The following is a 14650-nucleotide window of genomic DNA, read 5'->3' on the forward strand; positions in this document are numbered from 1 at the left end:
AAGCTCGACGTCATGTTCCTCGGATTCCTGAGCTTCGTCCTGATCGTTGAAGGGCTTCGTATGTGTTAACAGGCCATAGAATGCGCCGACCCCCTTGCGTGGCGCTGGCGCCAATGCGCCGTTCACTGGTTGGCCCACCGACTGCTGGAGCGTGCGATGACCCAAGCCTCCCGGCCCCTGCCGCCCCCCGACGGCATGGGCCAGACCTACCGCAAGATTCTGTGGCGGCTGATCCCGTTCCTGTTCGTCTGCTACCTGTTCAATTACCTGGACCGGGTCAACGTCGGCTTCGCCAAGCTGCAGATGCTGGGCGACCTGGGGATGAGCGAGACCGTCTACGGGCTGGGCGCGGGCATCTTCTTCATCGGCTACCTGGCCTACGGGGTGCCCAGCAATCTGATCCTGCAGCGCATCGGCGCGCGCCGCTGGGTGGCGATTATGATGGTCAGCTGGGGCCTGCTCTCCACCTGCCTGATGTTCGTGCGCACGCCAGCCGGCTTCTACACGCTGCGCCTGCTCACTGGCGCGGCCGAAGCCGGCTTCTTCCCCGGCATGGTGCTGTATCTGACGCGCTGGTTTCCGCGCGCCCAACACGGCCGCGTCATGACCGTCTTCATGTCGGCCATCCCTGTCTCCGGGGTGCTGGGCGGGCCGTTGTCGGGCTGGATCCTCAGCCACTTCTCTGCCGGGCAGGGCGGTCTGGCCGGTTGGCAATGGATGTTCCTGCTGCAAGGCCTGCCCACGGTGCTGCTGGGCATCGGTGTGTGGTTTCTGCTCAGCGATGGTGTGCAACAGGCCACCTGGTTGGACCCGCAGGAGAAACAGGCACTGGCCCGCGCGCTGGAGTAGGACGAAGCACGCAAGCCGGCCGGCGCGTCCACCTCGCTGGGTGCGGTGCTGCGCAACCCGGCGGTGTGGATGCTGGGCACGGTGTACTTCTGCATCCAGAGCGGGGTGTATGCGATCAACTTCTGGCTGCCCTCGATCATCCAGGGCAGCGGCGTCACCGACCCGACCCGGATCGGCCTGATGAGCGCCATCCCGTACCTGGCCGCAGCGGTGTTCATGGTGCTGATGGGCCGCTCGGCCGACCGCCGCCGCGAGCGCCGCTGGCATCTGGTGATTCCGCTGCTGATGGGCGCAGCCGGGCTGTGTATCGCCGCCAGCGTCACCGACCACCTGGGTCTGGCGCTGTTCGGCATGACCCTGGCCACGATGGGCGCGGTCAGCGGGCTGCCGCTGTTCTGGCCGCTGACCAACGGCTTTCTCACCGCCGCTGCTGCCGCCGGCGGGCTGGCGCTGATCAATTCCACCGGCCAGGTCGCCGGCTTCGTCAGCCCGTATCTGGTGGGCTGGATCAAGGACACCACCCACAGCACCGAGCTGGCGCTTTACGTGCTGGCCGGGGCCATGCTGCTGGGCGCCGCGCTGGTGCTGCGGCTGCCGGCACGCGCGGTGAACCAGTGATGCGCCCATTCAAGCGAGTTTCCTCATGAAGATCGTCATTGCCCCCGATTCGTTCAAGGAAAGCCTGTCCGCGCTGGAGGTGGCCACCCAGATCGAGGCCGGCTTCCGCGAGGTGTTTCCCGATTGGCACTACACCAAGGTGCCGGTCGCCGATGGCGGCGAAGGCACGGTCGAGGCGCTGGTTGCCGCCACCGGCGGGCGGGTGATCGACTGCACGGTCCGCGGCCCGCTCGGCACCCCGGTGCAAGCGTTCTTCGGCCTGACCGGCGACGGCCGCACCGCAGTGATCGAAATGGCCGCCGCCAGCGGCCTGGCGCTGGTGCCGCCGGCCGAGCGCGCGCCGCTGCGCACCAGCACGGCGGGAGTGGGCGAGTTGATCCTGGCCGCGCTGGATGCCGGCGCGCGTCGCTTCATCATCGGCATCGGCGGCAGCGCCACCAACGACGGCGGCGCCGGCCTGGCGCAGGCCTTGGGCGTGCGGCTGCTGGATGCGCGCGGCGAGGCGATCGGCCCGGGTGGCGGTGCGCTGGCGGCCCTGGCCCGTATCGCCACCGAGGACCTGGACGTGCGGCTGCAGGACTGCCAGTTCGAAGTGGCCTGCGATGTGGACAACCCGCTGATCGGCCCGACCGGTGCCTCGGCAGTCTTCGGCCCGCAGAAGGGCGCCACCCCCAGCATGGTGCGCCAGCTCGATACCAACCTGCAGCACTACGCCAACGTCCTGCAGCGCGACCTCGGCGTGCAGCTGCACGCGCTGCCCGGCGGCGGCGCGGCCGGCGGCTTGGGCGCGGCGCTGGTGGCGTACCTGGGCGCGCAGTTGCGGCCAGGGGTGGAGATCGTCGCCCAGGCGCTCGGGCTGGAGGCGCTGGTGGCGCAGGCCGATCTGGTCATCACCGGCGAAGGCCGCATCGACCGCCAGAGCCTGCACGGCAAGGCCCCGGTGGGCGTGGCGCGGGTGGCGCAGCGGCACCGCAAACCGGTGATCGCCATTGCCGGCGGCCTGGGCAACGGCGCCGCGCTGCTGCACGGCCACGGCATTGATGCGATGTTTGCGGTAGTGCATCGCGTCTGCACGGTGGGGCAGGCGCTGGCCGAAGCCGCCAGCAACGTGCGCATCGCCGCGCGCAATGTGGCCGCGGCGCTGCAGGTGGGCCAGGCATTGGCGCAGCTGCCTGCGGTTGCAGACGTGCAGTAACGGCAGCGCGCGGGCGAGTCGTGCGTGCAATGCGCTGCGGTCGCCACGCGCTCCATTGGCGCGCGCTGCAGGCCCGGGGCGTGAGCGCATGAGCTGACTACACACCGTCACGCACGCGCCGAACATGCCACCGTGGCCTCCCTCGATCGCGGCAACAGACCCACGCCCCTGCTCACGCTCGACCGCACCCTGTCGCAGTCCATCGTCGACCGCGCGATGACCATCATCGAGGGCAACGTCAATGTGATGGACCACACCGGCGTCATCATCGCCAGCGGCGAGGCGGCGCGTCTGGGCCAGTTGCACGAAGGTGCGCTGCTGGCGCTGTCCAGAAAGGGCCTGGTGGAGATCGACGCGGCGCTGGCGCAGCCACTGGATGCAGTGCGGCCCGGCGTCAATCTGCCGCTGAGTGTGAATGGCCGCATCGTCGGCTGTATCGGGCTCACCGGTGTCTACGAGGACTATCGCCTGACGGTGCTGGTGGACGACCTGCGCCCAGGCCTGGCAGGCCGAGGAATTGCGCAAGCCGCTGCAGGCGCTGCTGGCACAGGAAAGCCGCGGCCAATTGTTGAACGCCTTGTCGGACTGGTTCGGCGCCGGCATGCGCATGGCGGCCACCGCCAAGGCGCTGGCGATCCATCGCGACACTCTGGATGACCGCATGCAGCGCATTCAGGAACTGTGCGGCGTGGACTTGAGCAACACCGACGACTGCGGACGACTGCGTGCGTTTGTTCCTGGCGCTGCAGATGCGCGACGACAGCGCCGCAACGCATGCGAACACGGACGCTAACACTGCCGCCTGAGAGGTCGCGATGACCGCAGCATTGGCGCGCGTCACTCCGCTGTGTGCAATGGCGCACGGAACGCCCCCTGCCAGTTCCTAACAGGTCTGTCAAGTCCGTTAGACTGAGCAGATTGCCGGGAGACGAGCGAGCTTTCCGTTGAATCAGTGCGACACCGCCGTGTCATCCACCTCCAGCGAGGCGCAGCGCCTGGCGCGTCTGGCGTTGTTGCAGGTGGTCGACACCGACGCCGAACCGTTCTTCGATGCGCTGGCCGCCGCCGCGCAGGCGATCGCCGGCACTCCGATCGCGCTGGTGTCGCTGGTGGACGAGCGCAGGCAATGGTGGAAGGCCAACATCGGCCTGCCCGGCGTTTCCGAAACCCCACGCGAGCTGGCGTTCTGCGCCTACGCCATTCAGGGCGATGCGGTGATGGAAGTGCGCGATGCACACGCCGATCCGCGCTTTCGCAACAACACCATGGTCACCGACGCACCTGCCATCCGCTACTACGCCGGCGCGCCGATCGTGCTGCCCGACGGCTTGCGCATGGGCACCGTGTGCGTGATCGACCAGCACGCGCGCGCGCTGGAGCCCGCGCAGCTGCAGGCCCTGCAGCAGCTGGCCAAGGTCGCCGCCGAAGGCCTGGAGCAACGCCGGGTGATGCTGGAGCGCCAGGCCGTCAACGAACAATTGCAGCAGCGTCTGCGCGAGAGCGAGGCGTTCCTGGAGCGGACCGGCCGGGTCGCCGGGGTCGGCGGCTGGGAAGTGGACGTGGCCAGCCGCACCCTGAGCTGGTCTGACCAGACCTGCCGCCTGCACGATCTGCCTCCGGGCTACAAGCCGACCTTGGACGAGGGGATCGGCTTCTATCCACTGGAAGCGCGCGCGGTGATCACCGAGGCGGTGGACACCTGCCTGCGCGATGGCACGCCCTGGGATCTGGAGCTGCCGCTGGTCAGCGCCACCGGCCGGCGCCTGTGGGTGCACAGCACCGGCGCGATGGAGCATGTGGACGGGCGCACCCGCCTGATCGGCGCAGTCCAGGACGTCACCGACCGCCATCGCGCAGTGGATGCGCTGGCCACCAGCGAGCGCAAGTTCCGTAACATGTTCCAGTACAGTCTGGGCCTGATCTGCACCCATGACATGCAGGGCCGCCTGATCAGCATCAACCCGGCTGCGGCGCACTCGCTCGGTCGCAGCGTGGAGGGCATGGAAGGCCACGCGTTGCAGGAGTTCGTGCGCCCGGAGCGGCACGCCGCCTTGCAGGGCTATCTGTCGCGCATGGTGCTCGACGGCCAGGACGCCGGCGTGATCGAGCTGGTCGCCAGCGATGGCAGCCTGCGCCATTGGCAGTACCGCAACGTGCTGGATGTGGACTCCGACGCCACCATGGTGCTGGCGCATGCTCAGGACATCACCAACCAGTACAAGCAGGAACAGCAACTGCTGGAGTGGTCGTTCACCGACCCGCTCACCAACTGCTACAACCGCCGCTTTCTGGACGAACTGGACAAGCGCGATCCCAGCGTGCGCTGGGGCTGTATCGTGGTGGATCTGGACAAGTTCAAACTGGTCAACGACACTTACGGCCACCAGCGCGGCGACGAGGTGCTGGTGCAGATGGCCTGGTTCCTCAACCAGTCGTTACGCACCCAGGACCGCCTGGTCCGGCTTGGCGGCGACGAATTTCTGGTGTTGCTGCACCAGCCCAGCCAGCCGCAACTGGACGCACTGGCGCGCGACTACGTGGCCGCTACTGCCAACGCACCGATCGAGTTCACCCTGGGCACCGCCTTGCGCCACGATGGCGAAGCGCTGGCGGCAGCGGTCGATCGCGCCGACCGCGCGCTGTATACGCTGCGCCGGGCACGTCGCGGCACCGGTCTGAACGACCAGCGCTAGCGTCGATCTGGGTTGGAGTTGGCCGCGCTTGGCAGGCTGACTGTTCCGCTAGCGCCCCATCCGAGACAGCGCTAAAACGCGTGCCGATCAATACGCAATCGCCTATCACGTAACCGCTTTCAACTACCTGGTTTGGAATGGACACCGTCGATCGCACCCAGCTCGGTCCCAAGTGGCAGTTTCGTTTCGATTTCTTCAACCGTCACGGTGGCCTAAAGACCCCAGTTACAAGACCGCACTGACGATCTTGCTGCGACACCTGCCGTCGCACTTTTCCAAGGTGTTTCCATGCTCTCTGCCGTGCCCCGCGCCGTGTCTGTGTCGCCCACCGCATCGATGCCGTGGTGGCGCCGCGCCGCTGCCGGCTTATGTCTGCTCGGTGTGGCAGTGTCCACACCGCTGGCCGCGCAGGACCCGGTGCAGGTCAACACCGTCATCGGCAGCTAGGTCTCGGTGCTGCCGGTCACCGACGGCAGCGAGCAGGCAGGCAAGCGGCTGGATGCCTTTTTCGCCTACGACGATTTGCTGAAGGACCCGCTCAACGCTGCGCGTACGCACTGGGTGGTGGGCCAGTACAGCGATTACAACCAGGACCGCTACAACCCCAACAATCAACCCGAGCTGCACGCCCCGTGGATGTACACGCTGATCGAAGCGTGGAAGATCGCCACCGTGGTGCGCGCCGCGCAGCAGTTGTTCACCAACGCCCCAACGGCGTCACCGGCAACGACGACCTCGGCACGATGTCGGCTTTCCCCTTAAGGACACCTTCTCCCGATGTGAGAAGGAACTACCCCACCTTCCCCAACCGACTATTCCGCCGCCCATAGGCCACATACACCAGCACACCCAGCACATTCCAAACCAAGAACCACAGCTGCGTCGTACTCGGCAAACTCCAGAACAGATACAGGCAGCCCAGAATCGCCACCGGTCCCACCACCCACGCCAGCGGCGTACGGAACGTGCGCACCCGTGTCGGTTCACGCACGCGCAACACCAGCAAACACGCCGCCACCGCAGTAAACGCAGCCAACGTCCCTGCATTGGCCAATGCCGCGATTTCATCCAACCGGGCTACACCCGCCAACGCGGCCACCAACACCGCCGTGAACAACGTGGTCGCCACTGGCGTACCGGTGCGCGCGCTGACCTTGGACAAGCCGCGCGGCAGCAAGCCATCGCGCGACATCACAAAAAAGATGCGGCTCTGCCCGTACAGAAACGCCAGTAGCACCGTCGGCAGCGCGATGATCGCCACCGCACCGATCACCAACGCCGCCTTGTCATGGCCAAGCTCGCGCAGGATCAGCGCCAACGGCTCCGGGCTCTTGCCGAACACGGTGAAGCTCATCGCGCCCACCGCCGACAATGCCACCAGCACATAGATCAACGTGCAGCCAATCATCGAGCCGATGATGCCGATCGACAGATCGCGCCCAGGGTTCTTGGTCTCTTCGGCCGCGGTGGAAATCGCATCGAAGCCATAGAACGCGAAGAAGATGATCGCCGCCGCCGCCATCACCCCGCGCTCCACCCCATCCGGCCCTTCCGCCTTGGAAAAGCCATACGGCATGAACGGCTGCAGGTTGGCGCTATCGAACGCCGGCAACGCAATCGCCACGAACACGCCCAGCGCCACGATCTTCAGCACCACCAGCACCGCATTGAGCACGGCGCTTTCCTTGGTGCCGGCCGTTAGCATGCCTGCCACCAGGAAGGTGATCACCACCGCCGGCAGGTTGACGATGCCGCCGGCATGCGGCCCGGCGATCAAGGCATGCGGCAGTTCCACCCCCAGCCATTGCAGGAAGCCGACAAAATAGCCGGACCAGCCCACCGCCACCGTGCTCACCACCAGCGAGTATTCCAGCACCAGGCTCCAGCCCACCACCCAGGCGATGCTCTCGCCGAGCGCGGTGTAGCTGTAGGTGTAGGCGCTGCCGGCGGCCGGCATCATCGTGGCCATTTCCGCATACGCCAGCGCCGCGCAGGCGCACACGATGCCGGCCGCCACGAACGACAACAGCACCGCCGGGCCGGCCTTGTCCGCACCCACGCCGATCAACGTGTAGATGCCCGTGCCCACGATCGCCCCGATGCCGAGCGCGATCAGATGCGGCCAACTCAGGCTGCGGACCAGCTGCCGGCCAGCCTCGTGCACGGTGACCTGATCGATGGATTTGCGCCTGAGCCATGACGACATGCGGACCTCGCGGGAGTCAAAAGAAGGCGCGAGTGTCGCTCAACGCGCCGCAGCAAAGCTATCGGTGGTGATGCGGTTCGGGTTGAGGCGGCGCGGTTGCGTGTCCGGAAGCTCCGCATACAGATGGGTTAACGGCTGACACAACGGCACCCCTAGGCCACACCATTACACCCATGCCGCTGACACCCGGCTCGCATTCCGAGCTGCGCGTCATACGCCTGCGCCGCAGGCAACACCGGCCGATTCGATCGGGCTGGCAAACCAGCGCTGCGTCGATGATCCCAGTACGATATCGGCCAGGCTGAAAGTTGCGCCAAGCACGAACGGTCCCCTGCGCTGCAGCTGTGTGTCGAGGAGGGTCATGTGCCGATTCCATTCGCTACCGGCACCAGCGCGTTGGGAGTGAGCGCGCGAAACGCCGGTGTGTCCACCGGCGCAAACCCGCTGCCATGGGCATGCAGCGTGTCATCCAGCGCCAATTCCTCGCACAACCACAGCACCGTGTGCACATCGATCGAGGTCGGCTTTCCGTAGAGTTCGAGCATGGTCTACAGCAGCTTGGGCAATGCCACCCACCTTAGCGCGGCACCATTATTTTGCGCAGTCACCCAGGCAAACCCATGCATTCGCTCGTCGCCCATGTCGCAGCGACCGCCAAGCACAGCGACCGCTCGGCGAGTGCGAACGTGCGCCAACCCACCGAGAACCGCGCCATGCCCTCGCACCGAGGCATCCAGTCGCCAAGCCACTGACGCGGCTGTTGCGACCGGCCCCGCTACACTGCGCACATGTCATCCGAATCACTCATGCTTCTCGGACTGCTTGTCGTCGTCCTCGTGTTGCAGCTGCTTGCCCTGCTGCGGCGTCCCTCCACCAGCGGCCTGGAGCTGGCGCTGCGCGCCGAGCAACGCGACGGGCGCGGCGAGTTGCGCGAGCAACTCGAAGGCCTGGCGCGGCAGCAGGACGGCCGCCTGGAAACCTTCGCACGCAACCTCACCGAGCTGTCCACGCGCACCGATCAACGTCTGGACCTGCTGCGCGACGCACTCGGCGAAGACGCACGCAAGGCGCGTGAAGAAAGCGGCCTTGCGCAACAACGCACCGGCGAACTGCTCACCCTGCGGCTCACCGAATTACGCACCCAGCTCGAAGGCTTCGGCCAACAGCAGGAAACGCGCATCCAGGTGTTCGGCCAGCAGCTGACCGAATTGATCGCACGCACCGACACCCACATGGCCGCTTTGCGCGAGGCACTGGCCGAAGACGCACGCAAGGGCAGGCAAGAGGCCGGCGAGTCGCAGCAGCGCTTCACTGATGCCTTGAGCCAGCGCTTGAACGAGCTCACCCAGCGCAACGAACTGCGCATCGGCGAGATGCGCGCCACCCTGGAACAACAGCTTGCCAACCTGCAGAACGACAACGCCAGCAAGCTCGAACAGATGCGCGCCACCGTCGACGAAAAACTGCAGACCACGCTCAACACGCGGCTGGATGCCTCCTTCAAGCTCGTCTCCGAGCGGCTTGAACAAGTGCAGCGCGGCCTGGGCGAAATGCAGCAGCTCGCCACCGGCGTGGGCGATCTCAAACGCGTGCTTACCAACGTCAAGAACCGCGGCGGCTGGGGCGAAGTGCAGCTGGACAACATCCTCGAGCAGACCCTCACCGCCGAGCAATACTCGCGCAGCGTGCGCGTGCGCCCGGACAGCAACGAAGCAGTGGATTTCGCAGTGCGCCTGCCCGGCCGTGGACATGAAGACACCCCGGTGTGGCTGCCGATCGATTCCAAATTTCCGCGCGAAGATTACGAGCGCCTGCTCGACGCGCAGGAAGCCGGCGACATCGAACAGATCCGCCTGCTCGGCAATCAGCTGGAACGCGCGATCCGCATCCAGGCCAAGTCGATCAGCGTCAAATACATCTGCCCGCCGCACACCACCGATTTTGCGGTGATGTTCCTGCCCACCGAAGGCCTGTACGCCGAAACCATCCGCCGCCCCGGCCTGGTCGATGTGCTGCAGCGCGAACATCGCGTGGTGATCGCCGGGCCCACCACGTTCACCGCGTTGCTCAACAGTCTGCAGATGGGCTTTCGCACGCTGGCCATCGAAAAGCGCTCCAGCGAAGTGTGGGGTCTGCTTGGCGCGGTCAAGAGCGAGTTCGGCAAGTTCGCCGGCATCCTGGAAAAGGCCGAACGCCAGATCAACACCGTCGGCAAGACCCTGGGCGATGCAGGCCGCAAGACCCGCACCATCGAGCGCCGTCTGCGCGGCGTGGAAACGCTGTCCAACGAACATTCGCAGGCACTGCTGGACGATGACGCCGGCGACGAGCAGGAGTGATCCGGCTACGTACGGGTATGCAGTACGTCCGCAGGAAATAGCACAACTAGGAGCGCCCCCGGGCGCGATGAAGATTTACCGATAACGCCACATCGCGGCCAGGGCCGCTCCTACAAGAGCAGGTTTGCGAACCTGTGCCCCATTGCCAAGTACACCACGCAGACATCGCCACCGCAATGCTTGCACGCACCTTGTCCATTAAGAGAGTGCCATGTCGAGTCGATGGATCTACGCAGCGGTCTGCGCGTTGCTGCTGACCGCATGCAGCACTACGCCGACGTCCCAGTCGGGCTCCACCGCAACTAGCGCGCAAGCAGCGCGCCCCGTCTCGGCCGATACCGCCGCGTGCACCGCAAAAGGTGGGCAACTACGCCCGGTCGGCCGCATGCAAACGGCGCGCTGCGTGGTGCCCTACGCCGATGCCTGCAAGACCTGCAGCGACAACGCCGACTGCAGTGGCGATTGCCTGGCCACCAGCATCGTGCCGAGCGGTACTGCCACGTCGGCCACCTGCCAGCGCGACAGCGACCGCTTCGGTTGCCGCCAGGGAGTGGTCGGCGGCATGGGTCAGGCCGCGTTGTGCATCGATTGATGTCTTCGCATGTAATGAAGCGGCAGCACTGGCCTATCAGTTGATCGGCCAGTGCGGTAGCTACAGCCAACTGCAAGCAGTGGCAGACACCGGCATCGCTCGCTCCACCTATGCGGTTTATGCTCTTGGCTTTCGCCTCCCAGGACATACCGATGAGCCAGACGCTATACGACATCCCCGTCGCCCGCATCGACGGCGAGCCCGCCACGCTGGCCGACTATCGCGGCAAGGTGCTGCTGGTGGTCAACGTCGCGTCCAAATGCGGCCTGACCCCGCAGTACGAAGGTCTGGAAGCGCTGTATCGCGACAAGCAGGCAGCGGGGCTGGAAGTGCTGTGCTTCCCAGCCAACGACTTCAAGGGCCAGGAACCTGGCAGCGAGGCGGAGATCGCGCAGTTCTGCCAACTCACCTACGACGTGACCTTTCCGATGTTCTCCAAGATCGCTGTCACCGGCACCGACACCCATCCGCTGTATCAGCAGTTGACCAGCGCACACCCGCAGGTCACCGGCGACGGCCCGATGCGCAAAAAACTGGCCGGCTACGGCATCGAACCCAACCCGGCCCCCGGTGTGCTGTGGAACTTCGAAAAATTCCTGATCGCCCGCGACGGCCAAGTCATCGACCGCTTCGCTCCCGACGTCCCCGCAGACGATGCACGCCTGCGTCAGGCAATAGATGCCGCGTTGGCTGCTTAAACCTAGCGATTCTTTTTGAGGGAATTTTCTTGGAAGAAAGAAGAGTATTAAGCCTGCACGAACTGGAGCAATCTGCAGAGGCGCTTAAAATTGAGTGTGTTTCAAGGTCTTCGGACGGCGATCGCTATGTCTCCCCAGTTTTGTTTCGTGGCCAGTCACGAGCAGGATGGAGGTTGGAGACGACATTGGAACGATTTGGAAAAAAAGATCTTCCGCTTGAAGAATATGCTCGCTACTTGGCCAAGGTTAAGCCGGGAATTGAAGCCTACACAGATAGAATATTCGAGTTTAATCTGCGAAACCAAAGAGTTGCTGGGAGTACATTTCCCTTATCCCAAATCAGTCTATTGGCGGGGCAATATGAGTTCATGGTTTACCTAAGGCATCACGGATTTCCTACTCCTTTACTTGACTGGAGTCGATCGCTTTATGTTGCCTTGTTCTTCGCTTGCAGTGGGCAAGATCATCAGGATGATTCCGCGCTGTACATGTATGTCGAACACTTAGGATTCGGAAAAGGTGGCATGCCTGGTTCTCCCGAGATTGCCACCCTAGGTCAATACGTAACTGCGCACAAACGACATTTCATTCAGCAGTCGGAGTACACAGCATGCATTGGCAAGTCTGATGATGATTGGTGTTTTTTGCAGCATGAATCTGCCATGGGAGGAGTAACAGACAGGCAAGATAAACTAGAAAAGTTTGTTATCCCTGCAAGCCTTAGGCGAAGTTTTTTGCGCCAGCTTGATGCAATGAATATCAACTCTTTTTCTCTGTTCGGTACGGAAGAATCGCTCATGCAAATGCTGGCCTTTCGAGAAATAAATGATTGAGGTTTTAAGGCTACAAAAAAGCCCGGGATCGCTCCCAGGCTTCTGCATTTACTTCAAACCGCCAACTCAACCGCTCAACGAATCCACTGCGGGATCGGCATCGCGTCCACCGGCACGGTGCTGTCCTTGTCGTTGTGCAGATAGTCGGGCAGCTCGCTGTTCTTTTCGCGATGACTGCGCAGGTCGCGCACGATCTGGTAGTTGCGGCGTTGCATCCAGGCATCGCGGGTCAGTGCGTATTCGTCCGGTGCCTGGTCGCGCAGCGAATCCAGCGACATCAGTTGCGCACGCGTATCCACCAGCTGCAAGCCCTGCAGCGCGAAGCGCGCACCGCCATCGTCGACATGAAGCACCCACGACAGCGGAATATCGCCACCCAGGCCAACCGTATCGCGCACGGTGCGCGGCCCGAACAACGGCAATTCGAAGTAGCGCGAATTGCGCCAGCCCCACACACCCAGGGTCTGACCGAAGTCCTCGCTACGGCGTGGAATGCCCGCCGCAGTGGCCGGGTCGAACAGGCCAGCGACGCCCAATGTGGAGTTCATCACAAAGCGGCCCAGCGACTGCACTGCAAACACCGGGTGACCCTGCAGCAGCTGGTTGACCATGGTCAGCGGCGTGCCGAGATTGTCGAAGAAGTTGGTCACGCCCAGGCGCGCCGGACTCGGCACTACCTTGGTGTAGGCGGTCGCCAGCGGACGCGCCACGCCACGGTCGACCGCCAGGTTGAAGCGGTGCATGCCGCGGTTGTAGCGCTCCCACGGATCGTAGGCCGGCGCGCCAGGCTGCGCCGGGGTACCGTTGCCGCCGGCTTGCGGCGTGGTCGGGCCATACAGCGCGTCGAAGTCGTCTTCGGCGGCGGTCGGCGCCCCCGAAGCGCTGCTGCCTGCATCGGCGCTTGCCTGGTCTGCAGGCGCAGCGGCGGTGGCCGGCAGCGCGTCCGGTGTGGCGAACCCGGCGGCGGCCGGTTGCGCGGTCACTCCGGCATCGTCGCTCACCGGCGCTTGGGCGGCGCTTGGCGCGACGCTGGTTGCGGCTGCGGGCGGGGCGGACTTCGGCGCCTGGCTGGCGCATGCACCAAGCAGTAGGCAGGCGGCCAACAACGAGAGGGGGCGTAACTGGGTCATGGGGTGGCGCTCAGGCCTGAAAATCGAAAGTAGGGGACAAGCGATAAGCGGCGCGCAATTCGTCCAGACCGGACGCCTCACCCACCACAGTAACGGTACCACTGCTGCGCAGCCGTGCAGCCAGCTCGGCCAGCATTGCCACCCCGGCACTGTCCAGGCGTTGTACACGCGCCAGGTCGAGCGTGCGCAGGCCGTCCAGCTGCGCGATCGCCTGCGGCCATGCCGCAGTGACTGCCGCCCGGTCGAGCACGCCGGTGATTACCAGCGTCTCGCCGTTGCGTTGCACGGAGCTGTTACTTGCCATTGGCCGGTGCCGCACCGACCTGCAGGTTGCCGCTGCGCAGCTCTGCGGCGACCTTGGCGATGCCCTTCTCACGCAGCGGGCCGTCGAACTGGGTCTTGAAAGTCTGCACGTAGGAGATGCCTTCGATCATCACATCGAAGATCTTCCACTGGCCGCCGACGTTACGCATCATGTAATCGACCGGGGTCGGGTCGTTACTGGCGCGCATCAGGTCGGTGGAGACCTTGACGCCGCGGTTGCCAGGCAGCGCGCTCTCGGACTTGGCGCGGAAGGTCGGCTTGCCTTCGAAGTTCAACAACGCGGTGCCGTAACGCTGCATCAGGTTGTCGGCCAGCGCATCGGCAAACAGCTTGACGTCCGCATCGGAAGCGCCACGGCCGTTGACGCCCAACACGAGGCGGGCCGAGTAGTCGCGGTCGAAAGCCTTGTTCAATTCGCCATCGATGTAATGACGCAGCGCGGCAGGGTTGCTGCGGAATTCGGCGCGACGCTGATCCAGCGTGCTCAGGATGCGCGTGCTGCTGTCGATGACGGTCTTGGTCGCTGCACCCTGTGCAGGCGCACTGGCGGCAGCCGGCTGCGCCAGCACGGTGGTCGGTGCGCACACCAGTAGGGTCGAGGCCAGGATGGCGGAAAGCAGGGTGGTTTTCATTGGTGCGGTTCCGTAGAGGGAGAAGCGGTCTGGGCAGGCGGGGCAGCCTGGCCGTCTGCGGCGGGCTTGTCACCACCGCCACTGAACATGTATTTGCCGACCAGCTGCAGCAGATCTACCGCTGGCTGGGTGAAGCCGATTTCTTCGCCCGGCTTGAGCGTCTCCGGGTCGCCGCCCGGCTGCAGACCGATGTAGCTCTCGCCCAGCAGGCCGCTGGTGAAAATGCCGGCCGAGGTATCGGCGGGCATTTCCTTGTATTTGTTATCCAGCGACAAAGTCACCACCGAGTCGAACTTGGTCGGATCCAGGCTGATGTCGGAGACCTTGCCGATGGTCACACCGCCGATCTTCACCGGCGCCTGCGCCCGCAGCTGGCCGATCTGGCTGAAGCGCGCGGTCAGGGTGTACTGGCTGGACCCGAAGCCCCAGCGCTGATTGGTCGAAGCCACCGCCAGCACCAGCAGCGAGGCCAGGGTCAGCAGCAAAAATGCGCCAACGGCGAATTCGAGTCGTGGTCCACGCATGGCCATAGTTATTCCAC

The 14650-nt window shown here is 64.7% G+C and carries 14 protein-coding genes and 4 pseudogenes; 11 read left to right on the forward strand and 7 right to left on the reverse strand.

Annotated elements, in window-relative coordinates:
• Window positions 1–156 precede the first annotated feature (156 nt).
• The 7 genes and pseudogenes from XpopCFBP1817_RS08385 to XpopCFBP1817_RS08410 form a co-directional block, all read left to right on the forward strand.
• Window positions 157–1467: pseudogene (locus XpopCFBP1817_RS08385) on the forward strand (MFS transporter).
• A gap of 25 nt (window positions 1468–1492) precedes the next feature.
• Window positions 1493–2662, forward strand: a complete 1170-nt coding sequence (locus tag XpopCFBP1817_RS08390; RefSeq protein WP_128416774.1) for a glycerate kinase — start codon at window positions 1493–1495, stop codon at window positions 2660–2662.
• A 168-nt stretch (window positions 2663–2830) separates the two neighbouring features.
• Window positions 2831–3468: pseudogene (locus XpopCFBP1817_RS08395) on the forward strand (sugar diacid recognition domain-containing protein).
• A gap of 138 nt (window positions 3469–3606) precedes the next feature.
• Complete coding sequence (locus tag XpopCFBP1817_RS08400) at window positions 3607–5355, forward strand: sensor domain-containing diguanylate cyclase (RefSeq protein ID WP_128416775.1); 1749 nt, start codon at window positions 3607–3609, stop codon at window positions 5353–5355.
• 137 nt (window positions 5356–5492) lie between these two features.
• A pseudogene (locus XpopCFBP1817_RS23945) lies at window positions 5493–5605 on the forward strand (DUF2628 domain-containing protein); the annotation flags it as partial.
• Window positions 5606–5643: 38 nt separating this feature from the next.
• Window positions 5644–5802: a hypothetical protein gene (locus tag XpopCFBP1817_RS08405; RefSeq protein ID WP_244171114.1), complete on the forward strand. Its 159-nt coding sequence runs from the start codon at window positions 5644–5646 to the stop codon at window positions 5800–5802.
• Window positions 5803–5826: 24 nt separating this feature from the next.
• Window positions 5827–6116: pseudogene (locus XpopCFBP1817_RS08410) on the forward strand (glycoside hydrolase domain-containing protein); the annotation flags it as partial.
• Window positions 6117–6145: 29 nt separating this feature from the next.
• On the opposite strand, the gene XpopCFBP1817_RS08415 reads toward XpopCFBP1817_RS08410, so the two are convergent.
• The 3 genes from XpopCFBP1817_RS08415 to XpopCFBP1817_RS22815 form a co-directional block, all read right to left on the reverse strand.
• Complete coding sequence (locus tag XpopCFBP1817_RS08415) at window positions 6146–7561, reverse strand: amino acid permease (RefSeq protein ID WP_128416776.1); 1416 nt, start codon at window positions 7559–7561, stop codon at window positions 6146–6148.
• Window positions 7562–7771: 210 nt separating this feature from the next.
• Window positions 7772–7924, reverse strand: a complete 153-nt coding sequence (locus tag XpopCFBP1817_RS22810; RefSeq protein ID WP_244171111.1) for a glutathione S-transferase family protein — start codon at window positions 7922–7924, stop codon at window positions 7772–7774.
• Window positions 7921–8106: a thioredoxin domain-containing protein gene (locus XpopCFBP1817_RS22815; protein ID WP_244171112.1), complete on the reverse strand. Its 186-nt coding sequence runs from the start codon at window positions 8104–8106 to the stop codon at window positions 7921–7923. Before XpopCFBP1817_RS22815 ends, XpopCFBP1817_RS22810 begins: the two co-directional genes overlap by 4 nt.
• A gap of 243 nt (window positions 8107–8349) precedes the next feature.
• Between XpopCFBP1817_RS22815 and XpopCFBP1817_RS08425 the strand changes: the two genes are divergently transcribed.
• From XpopCFBP1817_RS08425 to XpopCFBP1817_RS08440, 4 genes are all read left to right on the forward strand, one after another.
• Window positions 8350–9900, forward strand: coding sequence for a DNA recombination protein RmuC (locus XpopCFBP1817_RS08425; protein WP_128416777.1), 1551 nt, complete (start codon window positions 8350–8352; stop codon window positions 9898–9900).
• A 211-nt stretch (window positions 9901–10111) separates the two neighbouring features.
• Window positions 10112–10492, forward strand: a complete 381-nt coding sequence (locus XpopCFBP1817_RS08430) for a hypothetical protein (RefSeq protein WP_128416778.1) — start codon at window positions 10112–10114, stop codon at window positions 10490–10492.
• Between the two features lie 152 nt (window positions 10493–10644).
• The gene (locus XpopCFBP1817_RS08435) at window positions 10645–11190 is read left to right on the forward strand and encodes a glutathione peroxidase (RefSeq protein WP_128416779.1); all 546 of its coding nucleotides are present in this window, start codon (window positions 10645–10647) and stop codon (window positions 11188–11190) included.
• A gap of 29 nt (window positions 11191–11219) precedes the next feature.
• On the forward strand, window positions 11220–12023 hold the full coding sequence (locus tag XpopCFBP1817_RS08440; protein WP_208619578.1) for an FRG domain-containing protein: 804 nt from the start codon (window positions 11220–11222) through the stop codon (window positions 12021–12023).
• A gap of 74 nt (window positions 12024–12097) precedes the next feature.
• Here XpopCFBP1817_RS08440 and XpopCFBP1817_RS08445 read toward each other — a convergent pair whose 3' ends face one another.
• Genes XpopCFBP1817_RS08445 through mlaD form a run of 4 tightly spaced genes read right to left on the reverse strand, consistent with a single transcriptional unit; the run spans window position 12098 to window position 14639 of the window.
• Window positions 12098–13153, reverse strand: a complete 1056-nt coding sequence (locus tag XpopCFBP1817_RS08445) for an MlaA family lipoprotein (protein WP_128416780.1) — start codon at window positions 13151–13153, stop codon at window positions 12098–12100.
• A 10-nt stretch (window positions 13154–13163) separates the two neighbouring features.
• Complete coding sequence (locus XpopCFBP1817_RS08450; RefSeq protein WP_167393874.1) at window positions 13164–13457, reverse strand: STAS domain-containing protein; 294 nt, start codon at window positions 13455–13457, stop codon at window positions 13164–13166.
• The gene (locus tag XpopCFBP1817_RS08455) at window positions 13447–14109 is read right to left on the reverse strand and encodes an MlaC/ttg2D family ABC transporter substrate-binding protein (RefSeq protein ID WP_128416782.1); all 663 of its coding nucleotides are present in this window, start codon (window positions 14107–14109) and stop codon (window positions 13447–13449) included. The genes XpopCFBP1817_RS08450 and XpopCFBP1817_RS08455 overlap by 11 nt, the downstream gene beginning before the upstream one ends.
• On the reverse strand, window positions 14106–14639 hold the full coding sequence (gene mlaD / locus XpopCFBP1817_RS08460) for an outer membrane lipid asymmetry maintenance protein MlaD (RefSeq protein WP_128416783.1): 534 nt from the start codon (window positions 14637–14639) through the stop codon (window positions 14106–14108). The genes XpopCFBP1817_RS08455 and mlaD overlap by 4 nt, the downstream gene beginning before the upstream one ends.
• Between the last annotated feature and the right edge of the window lie 11 nt (window positions 14640–14650).

Origin of the sequence: Xanthomonas populi (assembly GCF_002940065.1) — a bacterium.
Taxonomy (GTDB): domain Bacteria; phylum Pseudomonadota; class Gammaproteobacteria; order Xanthomonadales; family Xanthomonadaceae; genus Xanthomonas; species Xanthomonas populi.